Below are 25,775 nucleotides of genomic sequence, written 5' to 3' on the forward strand. Positions count from 1 at the left end.
AAGGCTCTCAGGAATTGGGTTTAAAGCCGGTGGCCACGTTCAGGAATCGTTTTGACAGGTCATCCTGGGTCATGAAGCCATAGGACAGGGCACGGTAGTTCTGGTTGCGCGGGTCAACCAGGAAGAGCGCCGGAAAGTGCGTGATATTCATCGACCGGGACTGTCCGGTGTCCGGACGGCTTTGCGGCAGGGTGGCCGCCACCTGTCCGTCAACCGAGACCGGAATGAGTGAGATCCCGTTGGTTTTCGCAAAGTCAGCCACCACGCCCGCCATCTGCACATCAATCGGGTCACTGCCCCGGTAGAAGTAGAACAGACCGTACTGCTGCGCAAGCTGCTCCACGGCGCTCTGCCGCGTCTGCTGGTCACGGGTCTGCATAAACGGCGCCATGCTGTTGTAGTGCGGATACTCCAGGTTGTAGTCGAGGTCCGGATGGCTCAGCTGCGCCGCCGCAAAGGACTGGCTGAACATCGATGCCCGGTCCGTCCAGAACTTCTGCCAGCGCAGGAACGTCGCCGTGTTTTCCCTTGAGGGGTACAGGATGGCGCGGTTAAGCGCCTCCTGTGTATACCCTTTCAGCACCCTGGCCTGCTCCATCGGGGACATTTTGCTGAGATCCGGAATGGCCTGCGGTGCTGGCTGCTGCGGTTTCCGGGGCTGCTCAGGGGGCTTTTTCGGTTCGTTGTACCAGGACCAGCCGGTGAACGGCTCAGCCGGCGTCACAATCTCATCGGCCAGTGCCGTATGGCTCGCCAGCGCCATAAGCAGGCCACAGAGGACACGCTTCATTTGCCACCTCCCTGCTGGTTCACCTGCGCGGCGATGCGATCCTTAATCTGCTTGACCTGCGCGCTGGTATCGGGGATTTTCTGGTTCTTCATCAAATCCTCGTAGAAGTCAGAGAAGTTGATTTTGTCGAAGTCGATACTCTGCAGTTCCGGAACCGTGATCCCCCGGCAGTCCGGGCTGTCACCGCTGCCAAACTTCACACCTAACTGGTCGCGACGCCCCTGCTCCTGAATGATGCGGGCAAGCTTGCCGTCAAACACACAGTAAACCTTACTTTTCTGAATGCAGGCTCCCAGCACCTTACGGTCGCAACGTTCACCCAAGCTAACGGTTATCTTCTTGGCTTTCGCCTTACCGAGAGCAAGTTCATCATCGTTACAGGCTGCCAGCCCGGTATCCTGTCCCCATCCTGAGTCCTTACAGCAGTTTGAGAAGCCAGCAAACGCTTTGCGGCAGCTCATGGCCTTACCCGTGAACGCTCTGACATCTATAGTGCTGTTCTGATCCCTGACATCTTCTGCCGCAGAGGCCAGGCCCGCAAGTTTGGCCACTGCCGTATCAAACCCGTTATCACCGGTACCATTGGTCTCATCACAGGCCCCGGACTTGCAGATGTATTCCCCGCCGCAGACAAGACCACTGGATGACCACGTTTTCTGACACTGATACGTCTCCGACTGGTGAGTACATACCCCGGATTCCGTTGTTGTGCAGGTATGTGAAGAAAGTGTGCAGGCGGGATTATCCATCAGTGAACCGCAGTTTCCCCGGGAACTGGTACCCGTCACGTATTCATCCGACCAGGCCCAGCAACTGTTTGTCTGGCTGTACTCCTTGCCGTCAACGATTACCGTACGGGTGCCACCAGGCTCAGTACAGGTACTGCCAGCACTGGACAGCGCCGTTTTTTTGTCAAAACCACAGCTTTCAGTCCAGGTCGTCTGCGGAACCCAAACCTTTGTACCGGTACGGTAAACGATGGTGATGACAAAATGGTACATATGGTTGGTTTTACCCATCTCCCAGATACTGGCAACCCTTTCGGGTACTTTTTGTTTGTTATTAAACGTGATGGTCAGCTTCTCTCCTTCGGTAAAACTCTTACCCGGGGGCAGGTCATACGACCCGGAGGTTTCGTACATCGTCATCAGTGAACCGAGAGCCGTAATGTTCAGGAACCAGAGATCGTTGCTGAACGCTAAATGTTTCTTGAACGTGTAATTCATCGTCGCTGAATACACCGTTCCTTCCGGCATGCTGTACGACACTTCCGGGCTGCTGACGTCCAGATTGTCTGAATCAATGGTGATGGTCTTATAGCTGTAGTTATCCTCATAATGCCCGGTGATACTGGCTGTTCTTCCGCACGTCTGGATGGTGGCCACATCCCGATCGCAGGTAAAGTTCTCAAACGTCGATTTTGATACCGTCGTCTCCTTACACTGCTGACTGGTGCCATTCATGATCCCGCCTGCCGTACCCTCCGCATTTTTTCCGATGGTAATAAAGGGGGCGTTCGGGTCAATTGTGGGGGCCGGGTTTTTGGTACCGGAACTGATCACCGACTGTGCCGCATCATTTCCCTGCAAGGCCGCCTGCCCTTTGTTTGCCAGTCCGCCGTCGCCGCCATTCACACCGCCGTAATACCCTTTCTCCGGTGGGTTAGCGGTATAGCCTGGTATTGTTCCTGTGACGGTACCCGGATTTTTCAGGACCCCCGTACCGGCGGAGGCATTGCCCTTGCCAAAACTCGCACCCGCCTCAAAGGCTGGATCGGCTGCACCAGCCAGGAGCGGGAAAAGCATCAGCATCGTTGAAAGGAGTTTTTTCATCTGGCAGCCTCCAGGAGATGGCGGGCTGTTGCTGCACAATCACCGCTTTCTGCCACCTTTTCCAGCGCCTGCTGCAGGGGCAGACTTCCCCGGATAACGTCATGATGGCCAGGGCAGGTCACCACCAGGGCGGGCACCGTGGTGATGTTGTACTGAGTGAATAACGTTGGATCGATTTGTACGCCGGCGTCCTTGTCCTCCTTATTCAGCTCAAACATGGCCGCCGCAGTCTGTCGCATGTCGTTATTGACCAGTCCACGCAACGTTGGCGGTATGTTGAAACGACGGGCATCCTTCAGCATGGACAGCAGACCTTCGCGCGGAATACCGAGGCTCACAAAGTAAATAGCCGGGAACGTGTCTTTTTCCCCCATAGCGTTGGTTTGCGCGGCGATATCGCCCTGCAGGCGGCTAATCAGATCCTGTTGTCGCTGTGGCAACACAGACCAATCTGTTGCCGGATGGCCCTGCAGGTCTTCCTTCATGGCGGCCAGCGCGTCCTGCTGACCTTTGATCCAGCTATGGTCGGAAACGGAAATATCGGTCTGGGCGCTCGCCAGAGCCAGCGGCGCGAAAGCAATCAGGACGCCGATCGTCAGCACCCGGAGATAAGCGTTTTTCATTGTCATGTCCTTAGAGGAAGACGCAGTTACGTTTGCGCCAGAAGAGATAGCCGAAGTTCTTTTTGGAGGACGGGGAATTGTGCTTTGTACCCCACAGCTGCGTACTGGCCCCGAAGGGATGACAGTTGTTCGTCTCGGGATACATGTTCACCATCTGATATCGCCATCGTTCTTTCGGGATGATCGGTGACGGATACTGGTTACATACTGCGTTATCTGCACCAATAGAATTCCAGACCAGCCCCTCTCGATGCATCTTGAATGCCATTCGCTCGCCAACCAGCAGAGAGGCCTCAAGCGGAGAAAACTCACCACTGGTATAGCCCGTCAGCGGGTACATTGACCCCTGACTCCCTGCACACCAGAACAACGGCGAGAGCGGCAGACCCGCTGAAGCGGCGGCGGCATCAGCTGCGCACGCGCCCTGAGCTATCAGGTTGCCGAACAGTGCGGCTTCGGGGTTGATCAGCATTGAGAGCGTGCTGTCATTCCAGAGAGGATCGACTTCGGAAAGATAGGCGATATCCATGTCGCCGGTCTGCAGACAACCCAGACTGGTGATGATGTTCAGCCAGAAAATGAGCGGGTACTTATACCAGTGGACGTGGTAGAACGTACCAGCTGCGGGCCTGTCACTCTGACCTGCGGTTCCCGTACCCGTTCGCCCGAGATCGATTTTAAAGCCGCCCATGTTAACCATGACGCCCGGCTCACGGGTCACGTCCACCATGGCCATCGGCTCCCAGAATCCGATGGCCAGACCGATGCGGTACAGAATCCCCACCGGGCAAATCTGGATGGGTGAAGACGGGTTGGACGTGTCTTTCTGTGGCCCGGATGCCAGCTGGATATTACCGAGCGTCATTGGAAACAGGCACTTCCAGCAAACGTCCGTGATCGGATTCACCCATCTGCCGTCACCGGCATTACTGGCTGCGGCCGTTGCCTGGGATGGCATCCAGGAAATAAGAACCAGCAACACACCGGCCAGCCATGAAAAGTGCTTCATTTCACCTCCCGGAGCCACACACAAACCGGGCCATCCTCAGTGTCATGAATGGAGCCCATGAACCAGCCCTCGCCCTCTGGCGCTGAGGGATGCCAGTCACTGACGTCCTGTATGCCCTTTTCCCAGGCCGCGATAACATGGGGAGGCGCGTCATTTTCCATCCAGCGGGTGGCGCAGGTCAGCCTGTGCTGTCGAATCCAGTCACTAAATTCAGTCTGCGTGGCCTCATCACTGGCGGGGGCAAAATAATGAGGGTGCGTCCAGAAGCCGTTGCGGTCACGGGTAACCGTCACCGGCCTGAGCGTTTCAGGGTGAGTCATGGGGTATCTCCGGGCGTGCCGCAGCCACCGGACGGCGGGAGGGCTTAAGAAATGGTCAGTGGTTTTTCGCTTTATCAGCCGCTTTCATGATGAATGTCAGCCGCTGCTCTTTGGACATATCCTCAAGAGCCAGCAGGCCTGCTCTTAACACGATTGAGGGATAATAAAGGGGATTTTCTGCGAGAATGGCCTTAAGCCGTAAAGCCGATTTTTCATCATGACGAACGGCTGTAACATTCCGGCCCTTTTCAGTATCAGGGTCTTTTTTCATGGCGTTACCTGGTCGGGGGTTAATCGGAAACCGGGATGACATTCAGGCTGAGGCGGAGCGCAACGCAGTGAGCACCGAACATCCTGAAGGGCAGCGCGGTTGTATCAGGGCGTGTTTTTTGCAGGCGTCACGGCAAAAGCATAGCCGCTGTCATCTTCGTAGCACGCTCCGCTGACTTCACCCTGTGCAATCCTGTGTGCGGCCTGCTCTATAAAGAAAGCAAGCGTACCCTGTGTATAAAATCTCCCTCCCTGCACCCGGACAATGAAATGCCGGTGTCCAGATGTCATGAAGAGTGGAGAATGTCCTTCGGTGATATCGTCCGGTAGCTCACATCCCGCAGGAGAATTAAACCAGCCAGGCGGCTCGTCAATCTCCTGCTGCCGGACCTCATAATTCAGCCCGCTGTTCACCACGTCAGCGACAGTACACGTCGGGTGATGGGGGAAAGATGGCTGCATTCTCACTTTTCCAGCAACGTCATTGATGATGCTCACCACATCGCTGGTCAGTACAGCCTGTGTGGCCCTGACATTGATGGATACCTGTTTTAGCGGAAAGGATGTCGGGGTGAATTCTGGTACCGGTTCTGTAATGTACCAGCCCTCATGAGCACATCCACGGATAAGTACATTGAGCAGCATGCCAGCGTACCCGTCGTTCACCGCGTCATCTTCAATGTCTTTCGTCCTTTGTTCAGACATTCCTGGCGACATGTACCACTGCCGCGCCCGAAAAACCCAGCGACTGATCGTCAGTCTGTGTTCCAGTGGTATTGCCACCACACGCCGGGATCTATCACGCGTCAGTTTGTAGCCCGTTTCAGTCAGACCGTTTTCCAGCCCGCGAAGCATCGCCTGGTATAATTCCCGGTTAGCAAAGGCATGAACCGCATCGGCATGTCGGGCACTGCCAAATTGCGCCAGAGGGACAGGTAATCCCGGTCTGCTCTCCCACGCCTGACGTACACACCGTGCATCTGCAAAATACTGAACAGCAATCCAGCCAGCGAGTAGCGCAACGACGACAAGAATACCGGTCATGCCCTCAGTATCGCGCAAACAGGTGAGCATCCCCTGCAGTCCCTGGGGACTGGTGAAACAGCTGATTAACGCCATGCGTTCATCTCCTCCATTCTGTTGCGGATAAGCCTGACGAGGTACAGGGGAAACGCCTCGTCACGTTTTTCCGGCATCGCCGGCAGATGCGGGTTCTCAGCGCACCACTGATTCCAGGCACCGGTGATCAGCGCCGGTTGCCATGATGCAATTTCAGGGTACAGCTGACAGAGGCGATTCACTTCCTCTTCACTGCCTTTGGTTCCAGTATTGTGTCTCAGTGACATTCTGCGTTCTCCTGCCCTTCGCCTGCGAACAACCTGTCGAGGCGCTCAGAAAGAGACATAGACGGCCTTTTTTTACGTTTCGCGCTGTCCTCGGCCCGCATGTTCTCCAGTAAGAGGTGGATGATGTAGTCCGGGAAACGTTCATCACGTTTCGACGGCTCCCGGCTGTCCTGCTGGTTCTGCTCACACCAGTGGAGCCAGGCTTTGGTCACCAGTACCGGATGCCAGGAGTCAATTTCGGGGTACAGCGTCTTCAGCCGTTCTGCTGTTCCCATGCGCGGAGTTATCTCTGCGGGTGTACGCGGTTTTCTGGCGTAACGGCGATGGGATATGGCCACCTGACGCATTTCGGGAAACAGGTCACCTAACGTTGTTGCACTCATTTTTTTGCTCCTGATACCGGAATTTCTTCCACTTTCATCACGCGGCCATCGCGCGATATCCGCACGGGGATGTGTTCAAAACCGAATTTACGGGTCAGTACGCCAGACTGGTCGAAGTAGATACGTTCATTAAGCGCATCACTGGTTTCTTTGATGTTGCCTTTCACCAGGATGACCTTCACGCTGGTCTGACCGGCGAGCTGCTGTCGGGTCCAGTTCACCTGCTCCTTATCATCGCCGTCGATAAAAAAGAGCACCTGGTTGAAAGGCACCTTATCCAGAGGATTGACCGTATCGCCCTTCCGGGCGATCACGTTGCCCTGCATGTCAGTGATCGTTTCCATCACGGTAAATGTCGGGTCCCAGGCAAAGCTGCGGTATTCCTTCGCTTTCGTGAGCCCTTCCACCGGCGTCGGACGTACCGCATGCTCCTTCACTCTTTCCGTTGCCTCTTTGCGCAGGCGGTCAAGTTCGCCCGTCTGCTCCATTCCCTTCAGGCGATTCTGGATAAACGCCAGCATGTCCTGCTCTGCAGGCTCGAAGACGTTGCCCCAGGTTCCGAGATCTTTCGCTCCGCTGCCGGCGGAGAGCATCAGCAGCAACATCCCCATCAGCTTCAGTCGTCTTTTCACTGGCCCCCCTGAGTGCGGCGCGCAATGTCGGCACGGATCTCATTCGTGATATCCCGCTGCGGACTCATCACCGCCGGTTTCACCAGAATGATGGCGTTATGTGCTGCCTGCCATTCACCGAGACTGTCTGACAGCGCGGTATTGAAACGCGTTGTCAGCACCCGGGCTTTGTCCTCATCGAGCTGCAGCTGCGCGGACTGCTGCATAAACAGGTCAACGGTTCCCTTCATATCGAAGACCACCACCTCCGGGGTGACGGCTTTCGCCGTCATATATGCCACACCTGTCATGGCCAGAAGTCCCGCCAGCCCCAGCATGCCGGCTTTTACCCAGCGGGATGTTTTGCCGGCGATCGTTGCCCCATCGTTAACGGTATCGCCTTCATACGGCTTGTCCTGTTGTTCACTCATGCTGCTTTCACCCATTCTTCAAGCTCACGAAGTTCACTGCCGAATTTCTTCTCCGCCAGCAGATATGCCGCTTCTTCCGCAGTGGCCCCGGCTTCCTTCTGCAATTTCTGCATGAAGGCAAAGTCCTCACCACGCGAGCTGAACATGGCGCGGGTGACGGGGTCGACGAACAGACGGTGGAAGGAGCTGTATTCGCCGGCGTTTATCAGCAGGGAGCTGTAACCGGTCTGCAGGGCTGGCTGGAAGCCACGGATAACTTCTTTTTCCATGTCCGAGAACTGATCCGGGTTATCGGCAAGGTACTGTTTAAACGCCTTAGCATCCTGCAACAGGGTGATTTTGGTGGAGCTGTTGTTCCAGGCGGCTTCCGCTTCCTTACTGGCGCTGAAGTCCTTGATGCCCTGGGTGATAGTGATAAACGCGCCACGGTGACGACGCACGGTGCGGTAGCCGGTTTCGATAAACCGTGCCGCGTGCGGGTTGGAGCCACCCAGCAGACGCCAGGCCTCGTCGATGATGCAGACTTTTTTGAGGTCGCGCGGGCTGTGGTACATCTTTTCCTGAATCGCCAGAATGAGCGAGAACAGGATAGCGGAGAGCAGCTTCGGCTTGTCTTCCAGGCTCAGCAGCTCCAGCACCGCGAAGCGGGTTTCACCATCGAGCGTCGGGGTGTCGGCGTTAAAGTATTCTCCGTCCGGTCCCCAGGTGCAGTAGGTATCGAGCAGCATGGCCAGCTCAGCGAGACGCGCGATGATGGTTGGCTTGTCTGCAAACGCCTGATTCACATCCTCATTGGTCAGGTAATTATGAACGTCGTCGATACGGGCTTTGTTTGCCTTCTTCTCCCACGCATCCATTACCGCTTTCTGCAGGATCGCCTCGCAGACGCCATCAAGCGGCTGCGTCGGGCTGGCGAGTACCGTCAGCAGACGCACAATCCCTTCAGCAGAGTGCTTGATATCTTTGACGTTGGCGAACGGGTTAAAGCGCAGTTTAGCGCCATCGAGATAAACCCCGCCGGCCTGATGACAGTAGTTTTTATAACTGTCACCCATGTCGATAACCCAGGCGTATCCCCCGGCATTCAGCACGTCGCGCAGGATACCCTGCGTCAGGAAGGATTTACCCGCTCCAGACGTGCCGGTCACGGCGATGTTGAAGTTGGTGCTGCCGTTCTCCTCACCAAACATGTCGTAGAATGCGACCTGGTTGCGATAGGTCGGCAGCGGCATACCAACATTCGACAGCTGGCGTTCTGCCACGACCGGCATCAGACTCACCGCGTTCCATGACTTGGCGCGCAGCGTCGCGCCTGTTGTTTTCAGGTCTTCCCACATCCCTTCCTGCATGACGAACGGGAAGCCGGCCAGCCAGTTACGCATCTGCTGGTACTGTATCGTTACCATCTCCAGCTCGTTCTTGCGGAACACGTTCACGGCGGCCAGCTCACAGGCCTGTGCGTCAGTATTGTTGTCCGGCGCGAACAGAGTCAGGTTAAAATACGTATTGCAGAGTGCAATTTCGTTATTGTTCAGTTGCTCACGGGTACGTCGCCATTCCTCTGCGGCTCTTTTGGTACCGGGAAAAAGTGCGGCGTAGGCTGAGTTGGCCTTTTTGGACAAGTCAGTATCTTTGCGAAATGCCTCACTCTGGCTTTTGGTCTGCTCCTCCAGCTCCGTTGTCCAGGTCAGCATAAAGGGACAGGGTATTCCGAGGTCAGGAAAGCGAATGTTCTGCAGATTGTCCGCCCCCTGCCACAGGGCGAAGCGTTTAGGCGTTTTGGCAAGCTGCATGTTAATGATGCGACATGCCGATGCCGGCAACCGAGTCCCGCGCGCGTCGATGGTTTCGGGTAACGTCATCCGGAGATGCGACGGATAGACATCAAGCCCTATCCCCTGATCAACCACCTGGCGGTTCAGCTTTTCATCCTCGTTGTAGTCCCCGGAGGACGTCAGCACCTGTTCCTGGCGGTAGTTCATCTGCTCGCGTACCGCGGACAGGAAACCGTTCACATCAACGTTCACGCTGTCGATGCGCGCGGCCCCCAGGGAGACGCGGATGGTGTTGCGGATCTGAACCAGATCATCAATCACCCGTTGCGTCTGGGAAGCGCGCTTCAGCGGCTGGCCATAGACAAGAAAGATGCGGTAGTTACGCAGGTAAAGCGGGTATTCGCGTTCGTTGGCCAGGCCGTGCAGCGCAGAGCGCTGCCAGAACGCGCGGGTGATTTTATTGAGGTGATCGGCCATCCCTCCTTTCCACATGTCGTTACTCACACCGCGATCGATACGTTCCCCGACACACTTGCTGGCAAGCATGATGACGGTGACGGGAGTCTGGCGGGGCAGTTTTTTGCGCAGCATGTCATCGAGCGCGGCCATCACCTGTTCGTTCGCGCCAGGCAGCGGGGCGGCTTCCATGATGAAGCCTGCAGAGCCGGCGTTGACGAAAATCTCATTGATGTCGTCGTAATACCGGTACGGCAGTGCCGCAACCAGGGACGGGTAGCCCCATGTCTGGGAAAGATTCTCGCGGGCCGTAGCGGCACCGTCTTCCTCTTTCCCGTTTTTCAGCATATCCATCAGGTTGTCGACAAAACTCATTTTCGACCCTCCGCAGCGGCCCGGATTAATTCCAGGCGACGCAGTTTCTCTTCGTTCATCTGCCCGGTGTGCGCTGCATCACCGGCAGTCTTAATCTGCCAACCACAGCTCACGCTCAGAACGGCCAGCGTTTCATCGTCGGTATCGACTGACTGTGTGGCGGTGATTTGCGCCGTTCCTTTCCGTGTATGGGTGAATGATTTCACCGGATGATCGATGCCGTTCCTGCCGGAAACGTAGTGGCTGCTCATTCCCCACCCTCCCCGATAACGCGGTAGCTTTCTTCATCCCAGTGGGATTTGTTTTTCACGAACTCGACCACAGCCGGCTGATGAAAGTTATCGTCCGTGTCCACCCAGGGGGCAATCCACAGGCGCTGCGTGGCGTCAGGAATACGCTGAACCGGAACGCGGCCCGCCGTGTTAACCGGCTCGGGGGTCACATGACTGGTCGTGGCCAGCGGCGTGACCAGTGAACCGGACGTTTTCGCTGGCGCAGTGGTGAGTGGCTTAGCGGCGCTGGTTCCGGTTGCTGCGACGGAGACAGGACGGAACGGATTCACGACCGGTGCCGAATTGCGCAGTGCCGGCAGGGTTTCACCCGCAGGCTTTTTTGCGGTTTTCTCTGCCGTCAGGTCATCCAGACTTTTACCCTGAGCGGCCAGCTTATTGGCCTCACCGGTGGTCAGGCACTGATCGGTCGCGGTCTTGTTACAGTCGAAATCAGAATTGAGACCGGCGCAGCCGGTCAGTGCGCTGCACAGCAGTGCAGCACCCAGTAGTTTTTTCATGGGGGTAACTCCGGTTGGAATTTCAGGGTTGTGGTGAAAAACGAATGAGAAGGTTCTGGTACAAATTAATTACGTTGACCGTTATTTTTCCGGGTTGCGCTCAGAACCAGTGAAGCTGCCAGCTCGCTGTATTGTTCTCGGATATCGCTGGAGATATCGCCCGGGTCACTGGCAGACAATTCCAGCCAGGCATGCCAGGGGTCTTTATCAGCGAGGGCCTTTTTCTTTGCCACCTGGAAGCTTTCTTCACCGCGCCCGGTCGCAGACCCAAATAAAGAGTCCAGTGCGCTGCCCATCCCGGCGGTAGCAAGATGAGGGGTACTGAATCAGCACAACTGCGGTTGTGCGCTTCATTTGTCCTCCTCATTACATTCAGCTTTCTGGTCAGACTCCCGTTTATCCAGCCATTTAGTGAAACTGTAGCGTTGCCGTTCATCTCGCTGACGCCTGAAAAGCGCACGTGCTTCTTTTTCGTCCTTGAGCCATACAGCAACATCATCAGGCTCTATTGCCCTCTTCTCATTTACGGTGCGGCACAGTTTTTCGAACGCGTCCTGATTCATTGGGCTGTAGGACAGCAATGCCTGATTGATTCGATCCTCCCAGGTGTCCGGGGTATCTTCTTTTCCTGTAAAGAGCCGGAACAGGAGGAAGGCGAGCATGAAGCCCAGAACGACAAATACAGCCTTATTATGAAAAACACCGTAGAGAAAAATACTGCAAGGCAGAAGTGCGAGCGCTGTGGGCATCAAAAACCGCCGGTACTTGTAAATCTTTTTCCCGGCACGCCATTTGTTCAGGTCTTCTTCGATAACATCCAGCCTGGTTTTATACGACATATGCAGTGCCTCCTTAGTTAATGGTGTCGCCGGAATGTGGCTGGCGCCCATCACGAAGAACGGCATCCGAAATGGCGCTGAACTCCGCATCCAGCCACTGTCTGAGTTCTTCCTGCATCAACTCATCCTTATGAAAAACAGAGACGGCCAGGGTACGCATGGCATCAATATCAAGCGGCTCATATGCCCGAATTTTCTTCTGTATTTTTTCTTCCCATGTTTCACCTGGCTGTAACAATCCGGCGAGAATAAATGCTATTCCAATAGCAAAGGAAGCCACGGCAAGCCTCTGATTGCCTGACCAGAAGCTAAAAATCAGCATCCCTGTAGCGGTTAATACTCCTACAAAAAATATCCAGTGGGGTTTTGTTTTTTTTCCTGCAGACCAGTCTTTCCAGTCCCGTTCAATACCCCTCAGAAAATTGATACGGTCATCTATGCGTGGTCCCTTCATTTGCCCTCCTTTTGGTCACTGTCGTTTGGTCCCGGGAGGGGTTCGGCGGAGTCATCTGGCCAGATGGGAGGTCGTATACGAATCAGGACGATGGCCATGAAGATTGCACCAAAGATGCGAAATGCGTATTCCTCCCGTACTCCTTTGATAATGATTGCAATCACCGCCACCCACCAGAGAACCCAGCAAATCGAATAGAACCAGTTAACTGTTATCCTTAATCGACGGTTCACATCCTTTGCTTTGTGGTCTGGCCCGTCCCCCTGCGCTGTTGTTTTCATTTGCCCTCCTTTTCTTCAGGTGCTGAGGGGGAAGGGTGCAGCGTACGCCAAACCATGCCCCCGGGAATTGATTCAGCAAGAAAAAGGTTTCCAGCCAGCCAGATAACTAATCCGGTCAGCTGTATCCACTTAAAACTGGAGTAAAGAGTGGCGAACAAAATGGACCATGAAACGATGAATGTCAGCGCTGGCCTCCATCGGGTTGTTGCCCAAAACAGTAATTTTCGTGCGTCCATCTTCATCCCTCATCAGTTGATGGTGTCACCGAGGCGCAGCTGACTGGCCTGACGGAGAACATCATCCGGGTTGATATTGCCCACTGAGGTGGTGCTGGATGCAGTGGTCTGGCTCGCAGGCTGAGGAGTCACGGCGTTCTGCGCGGCGTTGCCGGCTTTCTGCAGTTCCTCTTTCGCTTTCGCGTCATCGGCATCCTCGATGGTTTCAAGGCGGAAGCCCTTCTGGAAGACCACAGTTACCAGGTTACCAGCGCCGATATCAATCACGGGGTGATACTGCTCGGCGCGCTTAATCCAGTACTGGCTCAGCGTGTCGGCCGCCTTACTGGCTCCGCCGCCAAAGCCCTGCTTAAACACATCCGCAGCTCCAACATCAGCAGTGGCACCGAGGCCGACAGAAGGTGTTGCCGCAGATTTGATGCCTTCACCAAAACCTGACAGGAGGCCTGCTGCACCGGCGTAGCCGACAATCATGCCGTTTCGCATGACTGGCTTGCCGCGAACACCGCCTTTACCCTGGTAACTGACGTGGCCATCGAACTCCATATCGACGTGCTTGCCGTTTTTCAGTACGCAGCTGAGTGATTTCGTCCGGACAATCCCGCGCTCGCTGGAGATGTCACCCCAGATTTCCCCCACCACAAAGCAGCCGTCGGCGCTGTATTCTTTGTTGTTCGGCATCTGGATATTGCCCAGCAGGCGGATAGTGACGGGCTGGGTGTTCTGCTGGCCGGTAACACTGGCGTTGGCGTCGGCACCTTCAATCATGATGGCGTCAGAGAAGGAGCCTGACGGAATCCATGGCAGTTTCGTTGGCTTTTTCTTCAGGCTTTCATAGCTGAACTTTGTGGTGCTCAGCCCGCCTGTCATTCTCTGGCCAGAGCCGCCCGGGTAGAACGCTGCGCCCTGCCCCATATTCACACCAGTGGCGGCCGGTGTGCCTGCGGGGGTCACAGTATATTCGGGTGGCCGGGCCTGACCGGCAGCAACGGGACCGGGGAGTGGTGTTCCGTTCTGTCCGGCAGGTGGTGTCTGCTGGCCAGTGGTCGTTTTGCTGCCGGGGGCTTTCGTTAGCTGGTCATTCAGGCGCTGAATTTCTTCATCCTTTTTGGCCAGTTGTTGCTCGGTGGTGAGCTTGTTCTGTGCAAACTGCTGGGTGAGCGTGGCGAGCCTGTCCTCAAGTGCGGAGGTCTTGGCCTGCTGCTGTGCCAGTGCGGCATCATTAACCTGCTGGTTAAACGCTGCCGTGACCACACCGGTCATGTTTGGGGTGGCGACCGGCGCGGGCTGTTTCTGTTCCTGCTGATGTTGCCCGTACCAGATAACGCCGCTCGTGGCGGCGGCGCCTCCCGTGATAACGGCGGCAAGAATGGCCAGCTGTTTGCGCCGGGTTTTCAGGTTTTTATTCAGACTCATGGGCGGGTGTCTCCGTCATCTGAAAACACAATCCAGGCGTAGCCTTCGCCACCGGCATAAAGCTGGTTCTGCGACAGCATCACGGCCCGGACGCCCTTGTGCCAGAAATCGCGCTCGCGCAGGCTGCGGGTGATGCTGCCAGGGTTGCTCATCCGGTAGCGCACAACGCGCAGGTGGTTACCAACAAACTGGCGTTCCGGTGTCAGGCGTACATCACTGGCGGGTGTGTATGCAGGCATGCGGCTGACCGGATACTCCTGGTAGTCGTCCGGCACCTGACCGTTGACTACGGCGCGGGACAGTGCGACCAGTGTTTTTTCGTAGGTCTGCCCTTCTTCCCATGTCTTCGCATCGTCGTTCTTGCGAAGTGGTGGCGACATCGGAGTGAAGCGCAGTGTTTTCCCGTTACCTGGCTGCGGCCTGATGTTAAGGCTCAGGGATGAGCCGCGATCGGTCTGAATAAACAGCGTGAAGTTCTGGCTGACAAGTGGAGACAGAATGAGTGCTCCGTCGTCGGTCTGGCTCTGGTCATAGGCACCGGTTGGTCCGCTGATGCTGGTAATGAGTTCTCCGTCGACAACAACCTTGCTCGGGTTGGTGTTGCTGAGAGTGACGTTAAAGGCGGCGTCGTTCTCAAACGGAATGGCTGCGGGTGCGGAAGCGGCCCGGAGGCCGCTGTTAAATAATCCCGCTGCCAGAAACACAGCAGCAGCTGCCGGTGAAATACGAAATTTCATGGGCAGTCCTGTTAGTTGGTGGTGGATACCGGCTGGAGTTCTTCGAAGCTGTGGAGGTTAATCACACCGTTCTCATAACTCAGTTTCAGGCGGTAGGTTTTTTCCTGGTCTTTTAATGGCGTGATGATTACGCCGTTAGTGGTGGAGGATTTCAGAACTCCGCTGTACTGCACGGAGCCATCATCCATGACGCGAATTTCTTTCGTGTCGAACTGAGTGGAGATGCCTGCTTTCCTTATGCGTTCAGCTTCAATATCCAGAGCTTTCTTGAGTTCGTCCCGTTCGTCGGAAGGGACGAATCCAAGAATCATTTTCTGGTTGTTGTCGATGTTTTCCGGGGTGACGTTCAGTCGCCAGTAAATAAAGGAGGCGGCGAATTGTGTCAGGCCTGGGGCATCGACACCTTTTGAATCTGATGCGAAGGGGCGGTTAAATGTTAATGGTGTGGTAATGGTTTTCTGGGTGGTGGCAAAATACCATGCAAGCGAACCTGTCAGTACGTTGCCTGCCCCCATAAGTAAAGTTAAAGCTGAAAGACCAATAAACGCATAGCGGAGTTGTTTATCGCGCTCTCCTTTAATATTCAGTTTCATGAAAACTATGCCCTCCAGTGCCGGAAACTAGAATCAGGTATCTGGCGAAAGGTTACTTTGAATAAAAGTGATGGCAGGTGCCAGTAACAGAAATTAAGTAACCAGTACGACCCCTGCCCTTTTTTCAGATATCTGACGATGAACCAGAGGATTCCCGCTATAACGCCAAGTTCAACTGACAGATTGTTAAGCACCCCCAGAATGAGAAGGGGTGCGGTAACAATTAACTCATCAACTGGCAAGCCAAAATAGCGGTCCTGCTGGTTCATTGTTTCCGGGAAGTTATATTTATCTTCTTCCCCATTCATCGTTTAACTCGCGATGCCGAAGGCGACACGGGTAAAGATGATTGCCATTACGATACCGACGAATACCAGCGGTGAGCGGGCCTTGATGTAAATAAACAGGCCCATGATGATTTCGGCGATATAGAACCATTTAATCAATGAAGAGCCAGAGCCGAAGGTGGAATTAACCGTGGTGTTCTGTGAGGAAAGAAGGTCGGTTCCGCCGGCAAATGCCGGGTGAGTGACCATAAGTGCAATTAAAAAAGCGCCTGCTGACTTTAAGTAAAATTTAGCTTGGCGATTTTCGCGTGCTTTGCGGAATAAAGACGCTACCGCCCATCCCTTACCGACGTTAAGGGCACTGCCTTTGGTTAACATGATTGTTTTCTCCGAAGTAAACAAAAGTGACTCGCGTAAGTGCTTGTTTACGCGGGCGCAATTTTCCCATGACCCTAAAAAAAAAAAACTGTGACACATGTCACACTTTTTGGAATCATTCAGATTTATCCGAATATGTAAGTGAGTAGGCTTGGTTGACCAGAAAGTATGGAAATGGCCTCCGGGATCTATAGCTATGAAAGTTAAAGAGAAATTGTTGGATGGTCGCGGCCGTCCACGTAAGTTCCAGCCAGGTGAAGCGGTGGAGTGGCGGTTGCGTGCTCCGGATAATCTGCTTATGGAGCTGAGAATATGTGCCAGAGCTGGCAACAGAAGCGTGAATGAGGAAATTATTGCCAGGCTTTTATTGTCGCTGAATTACCAGCCAGGCAAGCCTGTCATTAAAAATGCGGAGGGTGAGCGTCTCATTGCACTGGCGGTGAAATTTGAGGAGTGGCTGGGTAAATTACTTGATGGTGAATCCGTTGATGTTGCGGAAGATGTTAAAGTCCCGCCCAAACAGGAGCAGTTGTGGGTGTGGCGTGAGGGTGAAAGAATTTTACTTCCAGGGAAAACAACTGGCTACAGCATGCGTATTCCTGAGAATCTCGCGGATGAAATCAGGGCGATGGCGAAGGTTCATAACCGTAGTCTTAATGACGAAATGCTTACCCGTCTGATGAATACGCTGGGTTATTTTACGGAAAGGTTACTTGACCAGAACGAGGATGCGCAGGCGCTTAAAGTTCTTTGTATGGAGTTCGAGGTGTTTCTGAAGGAAAAAATAAGAGAGGTGGAGAAAAGTGACCTTCCGTGGGATGAAAAGTCATCCCAGTGATCGATTCGAGCCGGGGTTTCCGGCTCGTGGATTTATTTCTTTTCGTTGATGAAGTGTCTTGTTTCCGCCTCATCCTCGGCTGTGTTTATGCCGTTTAAAATCATATCAAGTGTATCTTCCAACCTTCCTTCGCCATCTTTTCCTGTCATTTTTAAATACATCTCAGCAAGTAGTGTGGCAATAAGAACTGTACCTTCGCGTGAACCTGCTGCTTTTCTTATGAGGTCCCTTCGGTATCCTTCTATATCGAAATGATTGCCATCCTCGCCATCGCGTTTATAAACCAGAAGCCCAAGCCTGATTAATTCGTTGCAGGTGGCTGACATGTTTGCTTCTCCTGCGGTGGCACCGTTTTGCAGGTCTTGTTGAACAATATCGCGAACCTCGCGTTCAATTTTATCTTTAAGGTAGATACCGACTCTTCCCATATTTCTTACCTGTTTTAAGTTAGTGTCGGAACCGACACTACATATGGCCTGTTGGTGGTTTATCAAAATGCTGTGCAAAGGTGTAATGGGTTGATACTGCTGCGAATCTCTGTTTTGTACAGTAGTACAATCCAGCACCAGGATGTGCGACAGTGTGACACTGTGCGATATATAATTCAATGTAATTAAAGCATATCTACAATTGTACGATACATGTGTGACATACCGACACTAACAGGTATCAGGATTATACGATAGTGTAGTGTCGGTGTGTGCGACATTAGACGGTCACACTTCAATAACGCGCAAATTTATCACAGATATGCACCTGAAATTAAAAGAAAAATCTGCAAGACAAAGTCTTGCGTGGGGTGTGATGTTTTAAGGGGTTAATAAAGAGCGGCGTGTTAATACCGTCTACTGCTCTGATATGTTTATTTCGGACGGGTGTTAAATCCCTTCAGGAGAGCGCTCACGCGCGTTTGTAGTGAATTAACTTGATTACGACGATCCGTCGGGGTATTTTTTAAGGCGACTCTCCAGAGCCCGTGTATTTCGTTAAAAGGCCAAACCATGAAAATATCGATACTACCTGCGGCATTGCTGACCCTTTCCATGTCTGCTGGCGCAGCTCCCCAGATGTGCTTTGATCAGGCCGGGAAAGATTATCAAATTGATCCGCTGCTGCTTATGTCAATTTCAATTAAAGAGAGCAGACTTAAGCCGGGTGCGATAAATGGATCAAACAGGAATGGAACAGAAGATGTCTGCGGGATGCAGGTGAACAGTTCCCATTACGGTAAACTTAAAAATTTCAATATTACCCGTGAGCGACTGTTGAATGATCCATGCATCTGCGTTTATACGGGTGCATGGGTACTGGCGCACAACTTCAGGTCATACGGAAAAAACTGGGACAGCGTAGGGATGTATAATACGGGGCCGAGCAAAAAGCTCATTGCGCAGCGCAAGGCGTATGCTCAGGATATCAAAAATATATATCGTGTATTGCTGGCCAGAAAAAAGCTACTTTCTGAACGTCTGGCGCCAGCTGCGGGAAAGGAGCATGCAATGCAAATTGCGGAAACGACCTCGTTACATAGCGGGCAGTAAAAAGCCGCTCTGTTGAGCGGCTTAATTTTCAGGCCTTCAGTTTTGCAAACTCCTCCGCCATTTTCCAGAGCACCTGATTTAATTTGATGTCACCATCAATTCCGGTGACTTCCCGCGTTCTGGCCACCTTCCCTTTTTGCGTTCTGCCACGAATCCCCCCACGGATCACATTTTCCTGTACTACGTTAAACGTGGTCCATAAATCCTGGCCTCTGTCGAGTACCCGGCGTGGGTTAATAATTTGCTCCGGCGTAATCGGCGCTGGTTTTCCATCGTACTTAAGTTCCAGAGCGGTCGCACCAAAAAGTCGCTGCTCAGGCAAAGTAAGCTGAATGCTTTTCATGAGGTCAATATTTTCATCAACCGCGTCAAATGTTTTCAGCACCGTGTAAGCGCCTTCAATAACCTGCCCGACAATATCCCCTTTGTGGGGTACGCGGATTTCACCAAAATCCTTCCATGCAACCAGACCATTACTGCAAACCTGACGGAACATACCGGGGATCATTTTATAGCTGCTTGAACCATCATGGCTATTCAGCAGAATAATTTCCGGTACTTCTTTCCCGTTAATCTGGTCATGACGACGCAGGCGAAGCATATGTTTTGTAAATTCTCGTTTATCCTGGTCACGTGTGCGTGACTGCGTTGCATAATACGGCTGAAACCCTTCATCACGTAAACGGTCAAGAATATTTATGGTCGGGATATATGTATAACGTTCAGAGCGTGAATCGTGTTTATCCGATGAGAACGCGCTCGGAACGATGAGCTGTAATTCCTCATTTGTCAGCGGACGGTCTTTACGGATCGAGACAGGCATACGATAGCGGCTTGCGAAACTGACCATTTTTATTTACTCCTGATTATTTAGTAAGTGATGAAGGAATAACGCGGTGAAAATTATCCAGCGGCATTGCAGCTGCCACCGGGCGACCATCTACAACCCAGACAGAGATATAATCCGGGCATTCGTCATTAATTAACGTCAGCTCAGTGGCATTCTCTGGCGGCGTAAAAATTGTCGGTTGTGGCTCCCCTTCCGATGCTGCCAGGACCCAGCAGAACAGATCCGTGAACTGGGACGTGGTGAGGTTTGAATCACATCTTCCGGTAGATTCTTGAGCGGCGGTTTTGACGTTGACGTTTCGTGTGTGCATTTTGGTTTTCTCCTGTGGTGATGGTTGTCCATCTCCCTGGTGAGTTCTCTCGCGGCAAAGGGCAAAAGGAGCGACGGCGGGGTGGCAGGAGAAGGGCGCAGACAAAAGTTTTTGCGGCACGCAAAAACTTTTGTCTGAGTGCATTTCACCCTTCGGATGACGACCCGACGGTGCTACGACCAGCCCTCCGCGTGAGGACGCACGGGGGATGGCCTCACCGGGTGAACAGGATGCACGCACCCGACACGGCGGAACGGCGTGGCGGCCTTAAAGCGACGGCTCCGCCGGCGCGCTCAGGGCGGCCCGGCCTCCGGCCGGTGCAAGCCAGGGGGTTGACCTCAGCCATCAGACCCTAGCGTCAGCCCGAAACCGCTTGCGGGTTCGGCGGAGCCCGGCGGGTGCGTCAGAAGCCGACCTGGCGGAGTGGGGCTCGACGACCGGACCGCCACGCGGGCCGGGAGCCGAAGGGGGCCATCGCCCTGCCCTGCTTTCGGGTTATGGCCATAACAAAGCTGCAGCTGAGAAAGTTGACCAGCAGGACGCCGGTTCTGAAGGCAGGTAAGGAGAGAAGTACGGTAGCGGGGAATGGCAGGAGCGCCGGAGGCGCTTTCGCCCTCCCCGTTTCCCCGAAGGGGAAGCGTTTTTTTGCGGTTGCCCTGATGGCATCCACCAGGGCACAGACTCCCGATCAAACTGGTTCTTCGCTGTCACCTCCGTTTTCCTGCTCATAATGCATCATGGCCATATTCAGCAGGGCATTAAATCCGTCGATACCTGCCCCGTCAGGATCGCACTGTTTGCACAGGTGCAGAAGATTGGCCAGAAAATCAGTGATGACGGTTTGCACGCTCTCGCTTTCCCTGTTCAGCCCGGTTTTTCGGGCAAACTGCCAGAGCACATCTGCAGCCAGTGCAGCGTGATCGTCGTTGTTGCGGATTTTTAGCGGTTCAGGCTGGCCGTTGAGGCATTCTGCCATGGTCTCCAGCACGGTCGCCGGAACAGCGTTCAGTGTGTTGCTTGTCATTTTTATCTCCCTGCGGCAGGTCTGCCCTGCCGCTCTGTCAGTCAGGCGGCCACGGTGGCCAGAAAGTTCTTCATTGCATCCAGACGACTGCGAAATGCCAGACGGCCCTGCCAGTCATTGAAGTAATACACGGGGGTGTAACGCACGCGGTTCGCTTTCAGGGTCAGCGTATTACCGGTCACGACTTTCGCGGGAATACCCAGCAGAGCCAGCTGGATAAAGGCCATATCAGCCACCATTGGATCGATGTCGGTGCAGGTGGCATATAGCTGTTCAGACGGGTTATATCCCGCTTCAGCCATCCAGTATGCAAAGGCAATGACCATACCGGCGCTGCCGCAGGCTGGCTCATCGAGCGTCATCCACCCCTCACGCTTTATCGTCTCCTGAGCGCCGGGCATGAGTAGTCCGGCCATCAGACGGGAGATGCAGGACGGAGAGAAATACTGCCCCATTTCGTCCGCGCCCAGCTCCTGCTCCATATACAGAGCGCCGAGGAAATCATGAATGTCACCCGCCAGCCCCTCAACCAACAGGCAGAACAGCTGCTTCATGGCGTCTAAATCGTCCGGCTGATACCGTGCGCAGATGCGACGGCTGTTTTCGATGTTCTCCGGCGAACGAATACGGGCCAGATCCAGCTCGCTGGCTGCCAGGGTGATGAAGTCACTGAACACTTCGGAACGGCGCATATTTTTCGCCGTTTGCCGGAACACACTGGCGAACTGTTTACGCGCCTCAGCTGGCGACAGCATCCGGGCCGGTGCGGAAGCCCGCGGCTGCAGATCAGCCTGGTCTGCCAGGAACAGGGATTCAAAACTCAGTTGTGACATGGTTTCTCCTTACCGGCCGCCCGCAGGCGGCCGTCTCCTGTTAAGCCAGTCCAAGCGCCGGGTAGACGCTGACAGCCAGACCACAGTCAGCATCGGTGGCGTAGCCCGTTTCGGCATTTACCACGGACAGGAACGGCTGCCACTGTGAGAAGCGCAGCGCGGGTACGCGAGCGCGTTTTCCGGCGCGGAGGGCATTTACAAATGCCTTCGCCTGTGCGACAGTTTGCGGGTCAAATTTCACGATCAATCTCCTTACTTTGGTTGTGATTGCCGGTTCACCGTTGCTGCGGCTACCCGGCGTTGAGAAAGCAGGGGCAACCCTGCTTTTTTAATGCGCGGAATTCAGCGGCGCATCGAGACAGAAACGGGCGATCACGTCGCCAATCAGCTCCCGGTGATGGCGGGTGTGCAGGTCATGGCACTCAAAGAAACGCGCGCCGTACCGGACGAAAATTGCGGTCACATCCCCGCCCGTAAACTCCATCGATTTGAACGACTCCCCGCCATACCCTCTGCACCAGTCCACTGGCGGCAGCGTTTCCAGCTGGTCGATGTACCGGGCCCCGGTGATTTCCACCCAGGGACGGCGATAGCCGTCATTCTGCTTTTCCTGAACCAGAGTCGCGGGGATCAGCTCCGCATCCGGATAGAGACGGCGCAGGGATTCCAGCGTTATCGCTTCACGCTGAGTCACCCACTGCCCTTCCAGCTGGGTTGCGCGGTCATAAACGGCGTTATGGGACGGAACGAAAAAGGCCATTGGTGCAGCGGCCGGGGTGTTAACGTTCATATTTCTGGCTCCTGTCTTATGAGGTTCCGTGCGGCGGCTGCCGCACGGGGTGAACCGTGTTTAAATGTCGATACCTGCACGCGCGATCAGGCGCACAAACTGTTTGAAGTGGTCAGCTTCAGCCACATGGATATGGCGGAACTGTTTATCGACGCCGCTGCTGAGGGCGTAGAAATAGGTGCAGCGCATCGTTTCGGGGCAGCGTCTGCGCAGTTTCTTCAGCTCAGCCAGGCTGCTGAACTCCAGAACATCAGGTTCCTCCGCTGAGTTTTTTTTCTGCTCAGCGACGAGGATCGTGTACGACACGGTTTTTCCCCCTATCTTCCTGGAAGATTCGGGAGCGGCGGTTTTGACGTTGACGTTTTGTGTGTGCATCCTGGTTTTCTCCTGTGGTGATGGTTGTCCATCTCCCTGGTGAGTTCTCTCGCGGCAAAGGGCAAAAGGAGCAACGGCGAAGGGCGGAAGGAAAGGGGCGGAGACAAAAGTTTTTGCGGCACGCAAAAAGTTTTGGCGGAGTGCATTTCACCCCTTGGATGACGACCCGACGGTGCTACAAGCAGCCCTCCGCGTGAGGACGCACGGGGGATGGCCTCACCGGGTGAACAGGATGCACGCACCCGACACGTCGGAACGGCGTGGCGGCCTTAAAGCGACGGCTCCGCCGGCGCGCTCAGGGCGGCCCGGCCTCCGGCCGGTGCAAGCCAGGGGGTTGACCTCAGCCATCAGACCCTAGCGTCAGCCCGAAACCGCTTGCGGGTTCGGCGGAGCCCGGCGGGTGCGTCAGCAGCCGACCTGGCGGAGTGGGGCTCGACGACCGGACCGCCACGCGGGCCGGGAGCCGAAGGGGGCCATCGCCCTGCCCTGTTTTCGGGTTATAGCCACGGAGCTGCAGATGCGAAAGTTAACCGGCAGGACGCCGGATATGACGCCCGGGATAAAGAACATCGGGCACACCAGGCTGAAGCCCGGTATGAGCAGGTAGCTCACAGAGTTTCGAATTCAACAAAATCAGGCAGGACAGGCAGGGGGGAGGATCAGGCAGAGGGAGCAGAGGGGCAGCGCCGAAGGCGCGTCCCCCTTCCCCCGTTCCCCGCAGGGGAACAGCCCTTCCCGGAGGTTCAGGCGTGCGGTCGCGTCGGGAAGGAAAAAGGGGCTACCGGCGAACCGGCAACCCCTTCATAAAGGCGCTTCAGGCATGTCCACACAATCTCAGCCCCTGAATGGCGGGGGTTTCCCCCCGCCGGGGTTAGCTACTTAGCGGATTCGTAAGCCATAAAAGCTGCCACCTCCCTGTCCGTGTCCCTGTACCGGATTTCGCAAAGCGATTTCCGTGTCAGGTAAGTGAATATCAGCAGTGTGAGACACACTATTAATACGCACCAGAGCAGGGTGTTTCGCGGCAGTTTCATGGCCTTCTTCTCCTGTGTAAGTTCACACAGATATTGCAATTGCCTCAGAACACTAAAGGAGGGATTGCCAGATGTTGATGCAGCATATCGGTGTCGGCTATTTTGGGTATTACCGAGCAACTGCTTATGCGATGAAACACTCTCTTATGCCCGAGATTGCGAAGTTAAGAATGAAGGCTCTGAACTTCTGGGATAAGCACGGGATCCGTGCCGCAGCTGATGCTTTAGACGTATCAACGCGAACACTCTACTGGTGGCGCCGGTTACTGCGCACCGGTGGTCCAGAAGCACTAATTCCAAGAAGCAAAGCCCCTCTGGTTCTCCGTTCAAGGCACTGGCATCCTGATGTACTCAAGGAGATCAGGCGTCTGAGAACTGAGTTACCCAATCTCGGCAAAGAGCAGATTTTTGTCAGGCTGAAACCATGGTGTGAAGCGCGGCATTTTACCTGTCCCAGCACGTCAACCATTGGAAGAATCATTGCTGGTGCTCACGATAAAATGCGGATGATCCCCGTACGCCTCAGCGCCAGGGGCAAAGCCCGGTTGATAAAAAAACGCTCAGTGAAGCCCAGAAGACCAAAACAATACCGCCCGGTAAAAACAGGCGAACTCATAGGGATGGACGCGATTGAACTCAGGATGGGGGACCTACGCCGCTATATCATTACCATGATCGACGAGCACAGCGACTATGCGCTGGCCCTTGCGGTCCCTTCACTCAACAGCGATATTACCAGCCATTTCTTCAGCAAGGCCACAAAGCTCTTTCCTGTCGCTATCAGACAAGTTGTCACTGACAACGGTAAGGAGTTCCTCGGTAACTTTGATAAAACGCTACAGGAAGCCTCGATTAAACACATCTGGGCCTATCCGTACACACCGAAAATGAATGCGACCTGTGAGCGATTTAACCGGACACTTAGAGAACAATTTATTGAATTCAATGAATTGTTGCTTTTTGAGGACCTGAATTTGTTTAATCAAAGAATGGCTGAATATCTGGTGCTGTATAACAGCAAAAGGCCACATAAATCACTCGAACTGATGACGCCAGTGGACTATATTTTACGTGAGAGTAAAAATTGCAATATGTGGTGGACCCATACATCTCCTGTCAACGCAAAGCAGAAGTGTCACCATCGGTGCGAAACAGAGATGTCATGCTTTGGTTCAGAGAATGCGTTTGACCGCCTCGCTATATACTTCCGAGCGTTCTCTTTTCCCAACAGAAATCACGAAAACGACAACTTTCTCGTCTATAACCTGGTATACAAGGCGATAGCCTGAAGACCGGAGCTTAATCTTGTAACAATCAGGCATACCACGGAGCTTGTTTGCTTCAATCCGGGGTGACTCAAGTACTTCAACCAGCTTCTTTTTCAACTGTTCACGTACCGTCGAGCCCAGCTTTCGCCATTCCTTTAGTGCCCGCTCGTCAAAATCCAGAAAATACGCCATCAGAGTTCATCCAGCGTCACACGTACTGGCTTAGGATTACGAAGTCGTTCTTTCACTATCTCCACAAGTTCAGCATCTTCATCACTCAGGAGTGTCTGTTTGAACGGCAAGCGTTCATTGTCAGCGATATACTCGAGCATGAGACGAAGCGCTTCAGAAGGAGTTACGCCCATTTTTTCAAGCGCGGCGTAAGAACGCGCTTTAAGTTCATCGTCAATACGTAGGTTAATGCTACCCATGTCTTACACCCCTTGTAATTACAAATGTCATTACAAGTATCGCACTACAACATGCTTAGGGCAAGTCACGAAGTAAGTCAGAAAGTAGTCGTAAGAACGGTGATCACTGTCCGCTTTGTGCCCAGGCTGTGTGAAAACTACTGATCACTTTTTGGTCTAAGTAGTGGTTTTATATGATCAACCATTCTTGATAAACCAATGCAGAAACTTACTTTATTTAATAAAATTAGAATCATACGATTAAATAAA

At 54.0% G+C, this 25,775-nt stretch carries 36 protein-coding genes and 2 pseudogenes; 4 read left to right on the top strand and 34 right to left on the bottom strand.

Annotation, left to right across the window (positions count from 1 at the left end; translation table 11 throughout):
* Positions 1–7: 7 nt before the first annotated feature.
* From traF to LLF79_RS23515, 23 genes are all read right to left on the bottom strand, one after another.
* Positions 8–790, bottom strand: coding sequence for a type-F conjugative transfer system pilin assembly protein TraF (gene traF / locus LLF79_RS23405; protein WP_013087217.1), 783 nt, complete (start codon positions 788–790; stop codon positions 8–10).
* Positions 787–2,622 carry a type-F conjugative transfer system mating-pair stabilization protein TraN gene (gene traN / locus LLF79_RS23410; RefSeq protein ID WP_013087216.1) on the bottom strand — a complete coding sequence of 612 codons (1,836 nt, stop codon included), beginning with the start codon at positions 2,620–2,622 and terminating at the stop codon, positions 787–789. Before traN ends, traF begins: the two co-directional genes overlap by 4 nt.
* A complete protein-coding gene (trbC, locus tag LLF79_RS23415; protein ID WP_013087215.1) occupies positions 2,619–3,245 on the bottom strand; it encodes a type-F conjugative transfer system pilin assembly protein TrbC in 627 nt (208 codons plus the stop codon). The genes traN and trbC overlap by 4 nt, the downstream gene beginning before the upstream one ends.
* 10 nt (positions 3,246–3,255) lie before the next feature.
* Positions 3,256–4,254, bottom strand: coding sequence for a conjugal transfer pilus assembly protein TraU (gene traU / locus LLF79_RS23420; RefSeq protein ID WP_032662317.1), 999 nt, complete (start codon positions 4,252–4,254; stop codon positions 3,256–3,258).
* Positions 4,251–4,574 (bottom strand): hypothetical protein, encoded by a 324-nt coding sequence (locus LLF79_RS23425; protein WP_047365733.1) that lies wholly within the window; start codon positions 4,572–4,574, stop codon positions 4,251–4,253. The genes traU and LLF79_RS23425 overlap by 4 nt, the downstream gene beginning before the upstream one ends.
* 55 nt (positions 4,575–4,629) lie before the next feature.
* Positions 4,630–4,845, bottom strand: a complete 216-nt coding sequence (locus LLF79_RS23430; protein WP_013087212.1) for a hypothetical protein — start codon at positions 4,843–4,845, stop codon at positions 4,630–4,632.
* A gap of 104 nt (positions 4,846–4,949) precedes the next feature.
* Entirely contained in the window at positions 4,950–5,963 is a 1,014-nt protein-coding gene (locus LLF79_RS23435) for a hypothetical protein (RefSeq protein WP_013087211.1), read from the bottom strand.
* Positions 5,954–6,190, bottom strand: a complete 237-nt coding sequence (locus tag LLF79_RS23440; RefSeq protein WP_013087210.1) for a hypothetical protein — start codon at positions 6,188–6,190, stop codon at positions 5,954–5,956. The genes LLF79_RS23435 and LLF79_RS23440 overlap by 10 nt, the downstream gene beginning before the upstream one ends.
* Positions 6,181–6,573 carry a hypothetical protein gene (locus LLF79_RS23445; RefSeq protein ID WP_013087209.1) on the bottom strand — a complete coding sequence of 131 codons (393 nt, stop codon included), beginning with the start codon at positions 6,571–6,573 and terminating at the stop codon, positions 6,181–6,183. Before LLF79_RS23445 ends, LLF79_RS23440 begins: the two co-directional genes overlap by 10 nt.
* Positions 6,570–7,205, bottom strand: a complete 636-nt coding sequence (gene traW / locus LLF79_RS23450) for a type-F conjugative transfer system protein TraW (protein WP_013087208.1) — start codon at positions 7,203–7,205, stop codon at positions 6,570–6,572. The genes LLF79_RS23445 and traW overlap by 4 nt, the downstream gene beginning before the upstream one ends.
* The gene (gene trbI, locus LLF79_RS23455; RefSeq protein ID WP_032662369.1) at positions 7,202–7,615 is read right to left on the bottom strand and encodes a type-F conjugative transfer system protein TrbI; all 414 of its coding nucleotides are present in this window, start codon (positions 7,613–7,615) and stop codon (positions 7,202–7,204) included. The genes traW and trbI overlap by 4 nt, the downstream gene beginning before the upstream one ends.
* Complete coding sequence (traC, locus tag LLF79_RS23460; protein WP_013087206.1) at positions 7,612–10,221, bottom strand: type IV secretion system protein TraC; 2,610 nt, start codon at positions 10,219–10,221, stop codon at positions 7,612–7,614. The genes trbI and traC overlap by 4 nt, the downstream gene beginning before the upstream one ends.
* A complete protein-coding gene (locus LLF79_RS23465; RefSeq protein WP_013087205.1) occupies positions 10,218–10,472 on the bottom strand; it encodes a hypothetical protein in 255 nt (84 codons plus the stop codon). Before LLF79_RS23465 ends, traC begins: the two co-directional genes overlap by 4 nt.
* Entirely contained in the window at positions 10,469–11,011 is a 543-nt protein-coding gene (gene traV / locus LLF79_RS23470) for a type IV conjugative transfer system lipoprotein TraV (RefSeq protein ID WP_013087204.1), read from the bottom strand. The genes LLF79_RS23465 and traV overlap by 4 nt, the downstream gene beginning before the upstream one ends.
* Before the next feature lie 65 nt (positions 11,012–11,076).
* Positions 11,077–11,244, bottom strand: coding sequence for a hypothetical protein (locus LLF79_RS23475; protein ID WP_155404428.1), 168 nt, complete (start codon positions 11,242–11,244; stop codon positions 11,077–11,079).
* A 117-nt stretch (positions 11,245–11,361) separates the two neighbouring features.
* A complete protein-coding gene (locus LLF79_RS23480) occupies positions 11,362–11,850 on the bottom strand; it encodes a hypothetical protein (RefSeq protein WP_013087202.1) in 489 nt (162 codons plus the stop codon).
* A gap of 13 nt (positions 11,851–11,863) precedes the next feature.
* Entirely contained in the window at positions 11,864–12,304 is a 441-nt protein-coding gene (locus LLF79_RS23485; protein ID WP_013087201.1) for an MgtC/SapB family protein, read from the bottom strand.
* The gene (locus LLF79_RS23490; RefSeq protein WP_013087200.1) at positions 12,301–12,585 is read right to left on the bottom strand and encodes a hypothetical protein; all 285 of its coding nucleotides are present in this window, start codon (positions 12,583–12,585) and stop codon (positions 12,301–12,303) included. The genes LLF79_RS23485 and LLF79_RS23490 overlap by 4 nt, the downstream gene beginning before the upstream one ends.
* Before the next feature lie 248 nt (positions 12,586–12,833).
* On the bottom strand, positions 12,834–14,237 hold the full coding sequence (traB, locus tag LLF79_RS23495; RefSeq protein ID WP_013087198.1) for an F-type conjugal transfer pilus assembly protein TraB: 1,404 nt from the start codon (positions 14,235–14,237) through the stop codon (positions 12,834–12,836).
* Positions 14,234–14,974, bottom strand: coding sequence for a type-F conjugative transfer system secretin TraK (gene traK / locus LLF79_RS23500; protein ID WP_013087197.1), 741 nt, complete (start codon positions 14,972–14,974; stop codon positions 14,234–14,236). The genes traB and traK overlap by 4 nt, the downstream gene beginning before the upstream one ends.
* Before the next feature lie 11 nt (positions 14,975–14,985).
* The gene (locus tag LLF79_RS23505) at positions 14,986–15,567 is read right to left on the bottom strand and encodes a TraE/TraK family type IV conjugative transfer system protein (RefSeq protein WP_013087196.1); all 582 of its coding nucleotides are present in this window, start codon (positions 15,565–15,567) and stop codon (positions 14,986–14,988) included.
* Between the two features lie 5 nt (positions 15,568–15,572).
* A complete protein-coding gene (gene traL, locus LLF79_RS23510; protein ID WP_013087195.1) occupies positions 15,573–15,875 on the bottom strand; it encodes a type IV conjugative transfer system protein TraL in 303 nt (100 codons plus the stop codon).
* A gap of 3 nt (positions 15,876–15,878) precedes the next feature.
* Positions 15,879–16,232, bottom strand: coding sequence for a type IV conjugative transfer system pilin TraA (locus tag LLF79_RS23515; RefSeq protein WP_013087194.1), 354 nt, complete (start codon positions 16,230–16,232; stop codon positions 15,879–15,881).
* 196 nt (positions 16,233–16,428) lie between these two features.
* On the opposite strand from LLF79_RS23515, the gene LLF79_RS23520 reads away from it, so the two are divergent.
* Complete coding sequence (locus tag LLF79_RS23520; RefSeq protein ID WP_013087192.1) at positions 16,429–17,070, top strand: Arc family DNA-binding protein; 642 nt, start codon at positions 16,429–16,431, stop codon at positions 17,068–17,070.
* A 32-nt stretch (positions 17,071–17,102) separates the two neighbouring features.
* Here the strand turns inward: LLF79_RS23520 and LLF79_RS23525 are convergent, their stop codons facing one another.
* Positions 17,103–17,498 carry a conjugal transfer protein gene (locus LLF79_RS23525; protein WP_045341741.1) on the bottom strand — a complete coding sequence of 132 codons (396 nt, stop codon included), beginning with the start codon at positions 17,496–17,498 and terminating at the stop codon, positions 17,103–17,105.
* A 573-nt stretch (positions 17,499–18,071) separates the two neighbouring features.
* On the opposite strand from LLF79_RS23525, the gene LLF79_RS23530 reads away from it, so the two are divergent.
* Positions 18,072–18,611 carry a lytic transglycosylase domain-containing protein gene (locus LLF79_RS23530; RefSeq protein WP_032662327.1) on the top strand — a complete coding sequence of 180 codons (540 nt, stop codon included), beginning with the start codon at positions 18,072–18,074 and terminating at the stop codon, positions 18,609–18,611.
* A gap of 28 nt (positions 18,612–18,639) precedes the next feature.
* Here LLF79_RS23530 and LLF79_RS23535 read toward each other — a convergent pair whose 3' ends face one another.
* From LLF79_RS23535 to LLF79_RS23570, 8 genes are all read right to left on the bottom strand, one after another.
* Entirely contained in the window at positions 18,640–19,461 is an 822-nt protein-coding gene (locus tag LLF79_RS23535) for a DUF932 domain-containing protein (protein ID WP_013087187.1), read from the bottom strand.
* A 16-nt stretch (positions 19,462–19,477) separates the two neighbouring features.
* Positions 19,478–19,915, bottom strand: a complete 438-nt coding sequence (locus LLF79_RS23540) for a hypothetical protein (protein WP_013087186.1) — start codon at positions 19,913–19,915, stop codon at positions 19,478–19,480.
* A 544-nt stretch (positions 19,916–20,459) separates the two neighbouring features.
* Positions 20,460–20,795 carry a hypothetical protein gene (locus tag LLF79_RS23545; RefSeq protein ID WP_013087184.1) on the bottom strand — a complete coding sequence of 112 codons (336 nt, stop codon included), beginning with the start codon at positions 20,793–20,795 and terminating at the stop codon, positions 20,460–20,462.
* Positions 20,796–20,836: 41 nt separating this feature from the next.
* Positions 20,837–21,628 carry an N-6 DNA methylase gene (locus LLF79_RS23550; protein ID WP_013087183.1) on the bottom strand — a complete coding sequence of 264 codons (792 nt, stop codon included), beginning with the start codon at positions 21,626–21,628 and terminating at the stop codon, positions 20,837–20,839.
* A 40-nt stretch (positions 21,629–21,668) separates the two neighbouring features.
* Positions 21,669–21,869 (bottom strand): hypothetical protein, encoded by a 201-nt coding sequence (locus LLF79_RS23555; protein WP_013087182.1) that lies wholly within the window; start codon positions 21,867–21,869, stop codon positions 21,669–21,671.
* Between the two features lie 87 nt (positions 21,870–21,956).
* Positions 21,957–22,418 carry a hypothetical protein gene (locus LLF79_RS23560; RefSeq protein ID WP_013087181.1) on the bottom strand — a complete coding sequence of 154 codons (462 nt, stop codon included), beginning with the start codon at positions 22,416–22,418 and terminating at the stop codon, positions 21,957–21,959.
* Positions 22,419–22,478: 60 nt separating this feature from the next.
* Positions 22,479–22,793, bottom strand: coding sequence for a hypothetical protein (locus tag LLF79_RS23565; protein ID WP_044157807.1), 315 nt, complete (start codon positions 22,791–22,793; stop codon positions 22,479–22,481).
* Between the two features lie 875 nt (positions 22,794–23,668).
* Positions 23,669–23,827, bottom strand: coding sequence for a type I toxin-antitoxin system Hok family toxin (locus LLF79_RS23570; RefSeq protein WP_013087178.1), 159 nt, complete (start codon positions 23,825–23,827; stop codon positions 23,669–23,671).
* A gap of 71 nt (positions 23,828–23,898) precedes the next feature.
* Between LLF79_RS23570 and LLF79_RS23580 the strand changes: the two are divergent.
* Positions 23,899–24,933: pseudogene (locus LLF79_RS23580) on the top strand (IS481 family transposase); the annotation flags it as partial.
* A gap of 66 nt (positions 24,934–24,999) precedes the next feature.
* On the opposite strand, the gene relE reads toward LLF79_RS23580, so the two are convergent.
* Together relE and relB are read right to left on the bottom strand one after the other, a co-directional pair.
* Complete coding sequence (gene relE / locus LLF79_RS23585; RefSeq protein WP_000323025.1) at positions 25,000–25,287, bottom strand: type II toxin-antitoxin system mRNA interferase RelE; 288 nt, start codon at positions 25,285–25,287, stop codon at positions 25,000–25,002.
* Positions 25,287–25,526, bottom strand: coding sequence for a type II toxin-antitoxin system antitoxin RelB (relB, locus tag LLF79_RS23590; protein WP_000534858.1), 240 nt, complete (start codon positions 25,524–25,526; stop codon positions 25,287–25,289). Before relB ends, relE begins: the two co-directional genes overlap by 1 nt.
* Before the next feature lie 24 nt (positions 25,527–25,550).
* On the opposite strand from relB, the pseudogene ydfV reads away from it, so the two are divergent.
* Positions 25,551–25,649 (top strand): annotated as a pseudogene (gene ydfV, locus LLF79_RS23595) (protein YdfV); the annotation flags it as partial.
* Between the last annotated feature and the right edge of the window lie 126 nt (positions 25,650–25,775).

Source organism: Enterobacter cloacae complex sp. 2021EL-01169 (genome assembly GCF_020733125.1).
GTDB classification, from domain to species: domain Bacteria; phylum Pseudomonadota; class Gammaproteobacteria; order Enterobacterales; family Enterobacteriaceae; genus Enterobacter; species Enterobacter roggenkampii.

Excerpts from the sequence above, each read along its gene's own strand:
- LLF79_RS23430 (WP_013087212.1), bottom strand. The coding sequence starts at position 4,845 with ATGAAAAAAGACCCTGATACTGAAAAGGGCCGGAATGTTACAGCCGTT.
- traK (WP_013087197.1), bottom strand. The coding sequence starts at position 14,974 with ATGAAATTTCGTATTTCACCGGCAGCTGCTGCTGTGTTTCTGGCAGCG.
- LLF79_RS23560 (WP_013087181.1), bottom strand. The coding sequence starts at position 22,418 with ATGAACGTTAACACCCCGGCCGCTGCACCAATGGCCTTTTTCGTTCCG.
- LLF79_RS23440 (WP_013087210.1), bottom strand. The coding sequence starts at position 6,190 with ATGTCACTGAGACACAATACTGGAACCAAAGGCAGTGAAGAGGAAGTG.
- LLF79_RS23445 (WP_013087209.1), bottom strand. The coding sequence starts at position 6,573 with ATGAGTGCAACAACGTTAGGTGACCTGTTTCCCGAAATGCGTCAGGTG.
- LLF79_RS23570 (WP_013087178.1), bottom strand. The coding sequence starts at position 23,827 with ATGAAACTGCCGCGAAACACCCTGCTCTGGTGCGTATTAATAGTGTGT.
- LLF79_RS23505 (WP_013087196.1), bottom strand. The coding sequence starts at position 15,567 with ATGAAACTGAATATTAAAGGAGAGCGCGATAAACAACTCCGCTATGCG.
- traU (WP_032662317.1), bottom strand. The coding sequence starts at position 4,254 with ATGAAGCACTTTTCATGGCTGGCCGGTGTGTTGCTGGTTCTTATTTCC.
- LLF79_RS23425 (WP_047365733.1), bottom strand. The coding sequence starts at position 4,574 with ATGACTCACCCTGAAACGCTCAGGCCGGTGACGGTTACCCGTGACCGC.
- traL (WP_013087195.1), bottom strand. The coding sequence starts at position 15,875 with ATGAATGGGGAAGAAGATAAATATAACTTCCCGGAAACAATGAACCAG.
- traV (WP_013087204.1), bottom strand. The coding sequence starts at position 11,011 with ATGAAAAAACTACTGGGTGCTGCACTGCTGTGCAGCGCACTGACCGGC.
- LLF79_RS23530 (WP_032662327.1), top strand. The coding sequence starts at position 18,072 with ATGAAAATATCGATACTACCTGCGGCATTGCTGACCCTTTCCATGTCT.
- LLF79_RS23480 (WP_013087202.1), bottom strand. The coding sequence starts at position 11,850 with ATGTCGTATAAAACCAGGCTGGATGTTATCGAAGAAGACCTGAACAAA.
- traN (WP_013087216.1), bottom strand. The coding sequence starts at position 2,622 with ATGAAAAAACTCCTTTCAACGATGCTGATGCTTTTCCCGCTCCTGGCT.
- LLF79_RS23520 (WP_013087192.1), top strand. The coding sequence starts at position 16,429 with ATGAAAGTTAAAGAGAAATTGTTGGATGGTCGCGGCCGTCCACGTAAG.
- LLF79_RS23525 (WP_045341741.1), bottom strand. The coding sequence starts at position 17,498 with ATGGGAAGAGTCGGTATCTACCTTAAAGATAAAATTGAACGCGAGGTT.
- trbI (WP_032662369.1), bottom strand. The coding sequence starts at position 7,615 with ATGAGTGAACAACAGGACAAGCCGTATGAAGGCGATACCGTTAACGAT.
- LLF79_RS23465 (WP_013087205.1), bottom strand. The coding sequence starts at position 10,472 with ATGAGCAGCCACTACGTTTCCGGCAGGAACGGCATCGATCATCCGGTG.
- LLF79_RS23435 (WP_013087211.1), bottom strand. The coding sequence starts at position 5,963 with ATGGCGTTAATCAGCTGTTTCACCAGTCCCCAGGGACTGCAGGGGATG.
- traC (WP_013087206.1), bottom strand. The coding sequence starts at position 10,221 with ATGAGTTTTGTCGACAACCTGATGGATATGCTGAAAAACGGGAAAGAG.
- LLF79_RS23565 (WP_044157807.1), bottom strand. The coding sequence starts at position 22,793 with ATGCACACACAAAACGTCAACGTCAAAACCGCCGCTCCCGAATCTTCC.
- traF (WP_013087217.1), bottom strand. The coding sequence starts at position 790 with ATGAAGCGTGTCCTCTGTGGCCTGCTTATGGCGCTGGCGAGCCATACG.
- LLF79_RS23490 (WP_013087200.1), bottom strand. The coding sequence starts at position 12,585 with ATGAAAACAACAGCGCAGGGGGACGGGCCAGACCACAAAGCAAAGGAT.
- relB (WP_000534858.1), bottom strand. The coding sequence starts at position 25,526 with ATGGGTAGCATTAACCTACGTATTGACGATGAACTTAAAGCGCGTTCT.
- LLF79_RS23515 (WP_013087194.1), bottom strand. The coding sequence starts at position 16,232 with ATGTTAACCAAAGGCAGTGCCCTTAACGTCGGTAAGGGATGGGCGGTA.
- traB (WP_013087198.1), bottom strand. The coding sequence starts at position 14,237 with ATGAGTCTGAATAAAAACCTGAAAACCCGGCGCAAACAGCTGGCCATT.
- LLF79_RS23485 (WP_013087201.1), bottom strand. The coding sequence starts at position 12,304 with ATGAAGGGACCACGCATAGATGACCGTATCAATTTTCTGAGGGGTATT.
- trbC (WP_013087215.1), bottom strand. The coding sequence starts at position 3,245 with ATGAAAAACGCTTATCTCCGGGTGCTGACGATCGGCGTCCTGATTGCT.
- LLF79_RS23550 (WP_013087183.1), bottom strand. The coding sequence starts at position 21,628 with ATGTCACAACTGAGTTTTGAATCCCTGTTCCTGGCAGACCAGGCTGAT.
- LLF79_RS23535 (WP_013087187.1), bottom strand. The coding sequence starts at position 19,461 with ATGGTCAGTTTCGCAAGCCGCTATCGTATGCCTGTCTCGATCCGTAAA.
- relE (WP_000323025.1), bottom strand. The coding sequence starts at position 25,287 with ATGGCGTATTTTCTGGATTTTGACGAGCGGGCACTAAAGGAATGGCGA.
- LLF79_RS23545 (WP_013087184.1), bottom strand. The coding sequence starts at position 20,795 with ATGACAAGCAACACACTGAACGCTGTTCCGGCGACCGTGCTGGAGACC.
- LLF79_RS23540 (WP_013087186.1), bottom strand. The coding sequence starts at position 19,915 with ATGCACTCAGACAAAAGTTTTTGCGTGCCGCAAAAACTTTTGTCTGCG.